The sequence below is a fragment of the Microcystis sp. M_QC_C_20170808_M9Col genome (genome assembly GCF_007095495.1).
Taxonomy (GTDB): domain Bacteria; phylum Cyanobacteriota; class Cyanobacteriia; order Cyanobacteriales; family Microcystaceae; genus Microcystis; species Microcystis aeruginosa.
The window spans coordinates 1-6,223 of the sequence record NZ_SFBZ01000091.1 but is presented as its reverse complement, the minus strand read 5'-3'; the positions used below and the strand labels follow the sequence as shown (position 1 = coordinate 6,223).

Annotated in this window: 5 protein-coding genes and 1 pseudogene; 2 read left to right on the top strand and 4 right to left on the bottom strand. The window is 43.2% G+C overall.

The window, feature by feature from the left end:
- Positions 1–162 precede the first annotated feature (162 nt).
- Complete coding sequence (locus tag EWV68_RS05985; RefSeq protein WP_287169162.1) at positions 163–612, bottom strand: hypothetical protein; 450 nt, start codon at positions 610–612, stop codon at positions 163–165.
- Between the two features lie 259 nt (positions 613–871).
- Positions 872–2,842 carry an acetate--CoA ligase gene (gene acs / locus EWV68_RS05980; RefSeq protein WP_287169160.1) on the bottom strand — a complete coding sequence of 657 codons (1,971 nt, stop codon included), beginning with the start codon at positions 2,840–2,842 and terminating at the stop codon, positions 872–874.
- Between the two features lie 251 nt (positions 2,843–3,093).
- Between acs and psaC the strand changes: the two genes are divergently transcribed.
- Entirely contained in the window at positions 3,094–3,339 is a 246-nt protein-coding gene (psaC, locus tag EWV68_RS05975) for a photosystem I iron-sulfur center protein PsaC (RefSeq protein ID WP_002734319.1), read from the top strand.
- Between the two features lie 311 nt (positions 3,340–3,650).
- On the opposite strand, the gene EWV68_RS05970 is transcribed toward psaC, so the two are convergent.
- Positions 3,651–4,361: a Uma2 family endonuclease gene (locus EWV68_RS05970; RefSeq protein WP_287169158.1), complete on the bottom strand. Its 711-nt coding sequence runs from the start codon at positions 4,359–4,361 to the stop codon at positions 3,651–3,653.
- A gap of 75 nt (positions 4,362–4,436) precedes the next feature.
- Between EWV68_RS05970 and EWV68_RS05965 the strand changes: the two genes are divergently transcribed.
- Positions 4,437–5,165, top strand: coding sequence for an ABC transporter ATP-binding protein (locus EWV68_RS05965; protein WP_287169156.1), 729 nt, complete (start codon positions 4,437–4,439; stop codon positions 5,163–5,165).
- A 2-nt stretch (positions 5,166–5,167) separates the two neighbouring features.
- Here the strand turns inward: EWV68_RS05965 and EWV68_RS05960 are convergent.
- A pseudogene (locus tag EWV68_RS05960) lies at positions 5,168–5,939 on the bottom strand (class II glutamine amidotransferase).
- Positions 5,940–6,223 lie beyond the last annotated feature (284 nt).

The window sequence follows — 6,223 nt, the reverse complement described above, 5'->3', positions numbered from 1 at the left end:
AGGATAAGTTATGACTTAAAAATTAATCAACAACTAAAGCTTATGCTTGTAGCTAAGTGAAATCATTGATTAAGAGACCTGTACTTTTCAATGACTTTTTCAGCAAACCCTAATTAACAGCCTTTCTCATAAAACTGTTATATAGCAATTCTCTTGCTGAGATTAGGGATTATTGTCGATAAAAAAACTTCTAAATCCCACGGCTAGTAAGGAACCACTTAGGACAGTTATCAATGTCCAAATTTGATTTTTTTGGGTTCCTTCGACTTTCTCTAAGCGTTTATTCATGTCATCAAATTTACTATCAAGAGTTTTAATATCACCTTTAACTTCCGTGAGTTCAATCTTTAAATCGGTAGTATCTTTTTGAACAGTTTTGACATCAGCTTTCATTTCCGCTTGTCCATTCTCGATCACCTTCAATCGATTGTCAACCTCAATCAGTCGAGTTTCCATGGTAGTGAGTCGATTGTCCATGGTAGTGAGTCGATTGTCCATGATAGTGAGTCGATTGTCGATCTCGTTGAATCGATGTTCGATTATCTTCTGTCCATTGAGGATTAAATCTTCTAGTCTTTTTAAATCATTATCGGTAGTAGTGGTGGTGGTCATTGATTAAACTCCTATAATTTCAATTCGCTCTTATCTTTGCTATTATACTAAATCCGTTTTTAATCCTGTGATTAACTCCCAAGTTATGGATTGTTTCTCCCCACTTCCCCACTTCCCCTATACCTTTTCAACAGGATTTATTATTAGTTATAGCTTTGGTGCTTGAGCAAATATGTTCACCGAGCATCACTCCCGTTAGAGTGAGATAAGATTAACTCTTATTCCTCACCCTAACTGCTAGGAAAAACCGGCAATTAAATTACGCACCTTGCCGTAATTTATCCAAAACCGATCGATCTTCTAGAGTAGAAGTATCACCAGAAATCTCTTGACCTGATGCTAAAGTTCGCAAGAGACGACGCATAATTTTACCCGATCGCGTTTTTGGCAGCACATCGGTAAAACGGATTTCTCCCGGTCGGGCAATAATGCCAATTTCCTTGACAACGTGATCCTTTAATGCTTGCGCTAACTCCGGACTCGCTTCATAATGCCCCTCGAGAGTCACAAAAGCATAGACTTCTTCCCCTTTAATTTCATCTGGTCGTCCCACTACAGCCGCCTCCGCTACCGCAGGATGGGATACTAAAGCTGATTCGATCTCCATTGTCCCTAAACGGTGGCCAGAAACGCTCATCACGTCATCGACGCGCCCCATTACCCAGAAATAACCGTCTTCGTCCTGACGGCTACCATCTCCAGCAAAATAGAGATATTGGCCATCTTTGGGGGCGATATGTTCCCAGTAGGTATTACGGAAGCGATCGGGATTTTTATAGACTGTTCGCATCATACCGGGCCAGGGATGTTTGACCACCAGATAACCCCCCTCATTCGCGTGGGTGGGATTGCCGTCTAAGTCCACCACTTCGGCCATAATACCGGGGAAAGGTAGGGTTGCTGACCCCGGTTTGGTGGCAATTGCCCCGGGTAAGGGAGTAATCATAATCCCCCCGGTTTCCGTTTGCCACCAAGTATCGACAATCGGACATTTTTCTTTACCGATAACCCGGTGATACCACATCCACGCTTCCGGGTTAATCGGTTCTCCCACGGTTCCCAGTAAGCGCAAAGAGGATAAATCCCGGCTATTGGGGATGTCTTCACCCATTTTGATAAAAGCGCGGATAGCAGTGGGGGCAGTATAAAAGATATTAACCCGATATTTCTCGATTACATCCCAAAAACAGCCTAAATTAGAGGGACGGGGAACCCCTTCATACATTACCGTGGTGGCACCATTGGAAAGCGGTCCGTAAACGATATAACTATGGCCGGTAATCCAACCCACATCGGCAGTACACCAGTAAACATCGGTGTCTTTCAGGTCAAAAATCCATTTGCAGGTGACATGGGTGTAGAGATTATAACCGCCGGTGGTGTGGACGACTCCTTTCGGTTTGCCGGTGGAACCACTGGTGTAGAGGATAAATAACATATCTTCGCTATCCATGGGTTCGGCCGGACAATTAGCAGATACCTGTTTTTGTAGATCATGCCACCAGTAATCGCGATCGGCAACCATATTGATGGGTTCCTTGCTGCGCTGGACAACGAGAACTTTTTCCACACTGGGGGCGCTATTATCGGCTAGAGCCAGATCTACCTGTTCCTTGAGGGCAACGACTTTATCCTTGCGGAAACCACCATCGGCAGTGATTACCACCTTAGCGGCCGCATCATTAAGACGATCGCGCAAAGCATCGGCACTAAATCCCCCAAAAACTACACTGTGGGGCGCGCCAATTCTGGCACAGGCTAACATAGCAATGGCCGCTTCGGGAATCATCGGCATATAAATTCCGACCACATCGCCTTTTTTCACGCCTAATTCTTTTAAAGCGTTGGCAAATTGACATACTTCTCGGTGTAGCTGTTCGTAGGTAATGGTGCGGCTGTCTCCCGGTTCTCCTTCCCAGATGATGGCAGCTTTATTGCGCCTCCATGTCGTGAGATGTCTGTCAATACAGTTGTAACAAATATTAATCTTGCCGTTGACGAACCATTTAGCAAAGGGGGGCTGCCAGTCAAGAATCTCTGACCATTTTTCAAACCAATGTAATTCTTTTTCGGCTAATTGGGCCCAAAAAGCCGAGGGATCGGCCTTGGCTTTGGCGTAGAGTTGCTGGTATTCTTCAAAGCTTTTAATGGTGGCATTCTGGGCAAATTCGGCACTGGGAGGAAACAGCCGATTTTCCTGTAGGATCGATTCGATCGCTATTTCTGTCATACTGGCAAACGAAATAAATTATCTTGCGATCCAGATTACCTTTTTCGGTTCCCCCCGTAACCCCGGCAAGCAATTCTTTAAGGCTATTTTAGAATTGCCCGATCCCTGACTAGCGATCGCCATTTGGCCCCAAGTGTTACAGAGTTTAAAGTTATGTCACCGATCGAGCGATGAACAGATCGCTGTAAGGTAAACTAACCGATAAACCCGAAATTTAACATGGAGAACACTCGGTAAGGAGTCATAATTCGATGTCTCATAGCGTTAAAATTTACGATACCTGTATCGGTTGCACCCAATGCGTTCGGGCTTGTCCCCTCGACGTGCTGGAAATGGTTCCTTGGGATGGCTGTAAAGCTGCCCAGATTGCCTCTTCCCCCCGCACGGAAGACTGTATTGGTTGCAAACGTTGCGAAACCGCTTGTCCGACGGATTTCTTGAGCATTCGGGTTTATCTCGGAGCAGAAACCACCCGCAGTATGGGTCTAGCCTACTAGGCCTGGCAATCATTCTGTGTTTAACATTTAGCGAAAACTAATCTTGTTAAGAGGACTAACCAGTCCTCTTTTTTTTTGTTATGCTCCCGTCGCTAGTTAGGGCTGGCTGAAAAAATCGGGGCGAAGCATTCGGATAGAAAATCTACGGTTTCAGCAATAAGTTATTGCCCGAATGCTTCGCCCCTACAGGACGCAATCGCCGATCAAGATGCAAGGTTTTTGAGCCACTAGCTTTAAAATCTTGCACCTGCCTCGCCAAACAGGCCCCAAACCCCTTACCTCGTCTATATTTCACATTTATTCAGCAGACCCTAGTTAGGTAATTCCCCAAAAAGTTGACGATATTTTTGCAGTTTTGCCTCCATTTCTACTAACTGCTGATTGACCTGTTCAGCCCGTTGGCGTTCATTTTCAGCCCGTTGTCGTTCATTTTCAGCCCGTTGCTTTTCCTGCTCCAGTAGTTGATTAATTTCGCTGTAGGACAAAAATTGAGTACCATCAGGACGATAAATTTTTAACTCGTCGGTTAAGTCAAAACGAATGCCTAAACGGGGACTCACCCAATTATTAACCTCACTAACACTGTCTAAACTGTCACCAATTCGCTGCCAAGCTTCTAGACTATTATCATCGGGATCATAGACGTAGTATTCTTGGACTCCATAGCGATCATAAAATAGCAATTTTTTGGCCATTTCGATGGAGGTATTATTGGGAGAAAGAATCTCAAAGACGACTTGAGGAGCAAGATTATCTTCTTGCCATTGTTTGTAGGAACCTCGATCGCCTTTCGGTCTGCCAAATACTACCATCGTATCAGGAGCGGCAGCAATTTTCGGCTGGCCTTGCACGGGATACCATAACAGATCCCCCGCTACAAATACCTGGGGATCATCGATATATAACCAGTCGATATTCTGCTTAATCGTTACTATCCAGTGAAATTGTTTAGTATTATCTGCCATCGGTTTACCGTCGCTCTCAGGATAGATAATCTCGGTTTTGTTAACTTGACTAACCATGGGGAATACCTGCCGAACTCATTGGGCTATTTTCATTATATAATAAGTTTGAACTAAGTAAGGAAAAGAACGCTCTTGATTTTAGAACTACAGCAAGTAAATTTAGCTATCCGACGGGGTAGTGCTTATCTGTTAGAAGATATTACTTTTAGCATCAAGCAAGGAGAAAAGTTAGCTATTGTCGGAGCATCTGGGGCAGGAAAAACGACTCTTTTACGATTGTTAAATCGTTTGCAGGAACCCAGCACGGGAAATATTTATTTTCGAGGTAAATCGATTCAGGAAATACCGGTTATTTCCCTGCGACAACAGATAGTTTTATTGCTACAAGAGTCGAAGTTATTAGGGATGACTGTTCGAGATGCTCTCGCTTATCCTCTGCAATTAAAAAAATTTACTCCTGCCGAAATTAATCAGAGAATTGACCGTTGGACATCTCTATTAAAAATTCCTGAACAGTGGTTTGAGCGCGGGGAGTTAGAATTATCTTTAGGACAAAGACAATTAGTGGCAATTACCAGAGCTTTGTTGTTAGAACCGAGCATACTGTTATTAGATGAACCCACCTCTGCTTTAGATACAGGCACGGCCACCAGGTTATTAGAAGTATTAAATAATCAAAGTTCAATGACGATAATTATGGTCAATCATCAACTAGATTTTTTAGAGGAATTTGCCGAGAGAGTTATTTATCTAGAAGCGGGAAAAATTGGTTCAGATTGCCTCGCCCATCAATTAGATTGGTTAGGACTAAAAACTCAGTTAATTGATTTAGAAAAATCTCGGCAAAGTGACCACTGGTAAGATTAACTTAAAATTGCTGCGCCCTGCTGAAAAACTAATAATTCTCCTGAATTAATCGTTGTCCAAACTTCATTATCAGTTAAGGGAGTAGTGGCAATAATTGCCACTTGATCGCCCGGACGAGCTAAAGCTTGAAAATCAACGCTAACATCTTCATCAATTAAATGAGCAGCCGCAAAAGGATATTGCCGGATTATATAGCTTAATTTAGTTGAACAATGGGCAAAAAAGTGTTCACCATCGGATAAAAGATAATTAAAAATACCTTGACAAGCGATAGAGTTTGTGATAGTTTTTAGGACTGGATAGAGTTGTTCTAGGGAAGGTTTGCCCTGGGGAAAAGTCTCTCGCAGGGTATTAAGAATTAAACAAAAAGCTTTTTCCGAATCCGTCTCCCCAACCGGTTGATAAAAATCTCCCGCAGCAGGTGAGAAATTTTCTAAATTACCATTATGGGCAAAAACCCAATATTTTCCCCACAATTCCCGCCGAAAAGGATGACAGTTTTCTAGTTTAATTTCTCCTTGGGTGGCTTTGCGAATATGGGCGATAACATTGGTAGAATGGATGGGATAGTTTTTAATTAATTCCGCAATCGGAGAAGCGATCGAGGGTTTAACATCAATAAAAGTTCGGCAGCCTAAACCCTCAAAAAAGGCAATTCCCCAACCGTCTCGATGTTCGTCGGTTTTTCCTCCCCGCGCACAAAATCCCTCGAAGGAAAAAACAGATATCCGTGGGGACATTACAATTCATGCCTAGAAGTTGACACATAGTTGCTTGAGTTTGAATATCAGATGCCGGCAAAATTACTTACTGCCAGCAGCCGTGACAGGAGACAGGAGAATTTTTTCTAGCTGCCTCTTGCCTATCCTAGCTAAGAAATTAATCTGGCACTAAGTAGGTAGGTGTTAAAAACTGTCAGACACCCCCCTTATCAAGCTATCCATTAGTCACATCTTTCTTAACATAAAATTTGACAAAAAGAGAAAAGTGTGCCAGATGGCTCAAGGGGGTTCTATGGGGGGACTAATTTGATGAGATAGTTTCCAAGTCTG

What these genes read in the sequence shown, in the direction of transcription:
- EWV68_RS05985 (WP_287169162.1), bottom strand. Translation starts at nt 612, where the DNA reads ATGACCACCACCACTACTACCGATAATGATTTAAAAAGACTAGAAGAT.
- EWV68_RS05970 (WP_287169158.1), bottom strand. Translation starts at nt 4,361, where the DNA reads ATGGTTAGTCAAGTTAACAAAACCGAGATTATCTATCCTGAGAGCGAC.
- psaC (WP_002734319.1), top strand. Translation starts at nt 3,094, where the DNA reads ATGTCTCATAGCGTTAAAATTTACGATACCTGTATCGGTTGCACCCAA.
- acs (WP_287169160.1), bottom strand. Translation starts at nt 2,842, where the DNA reads ATGACAGAAATAGCGATCGAATCGATCCTACAGGAAAATCGGCTGTTT.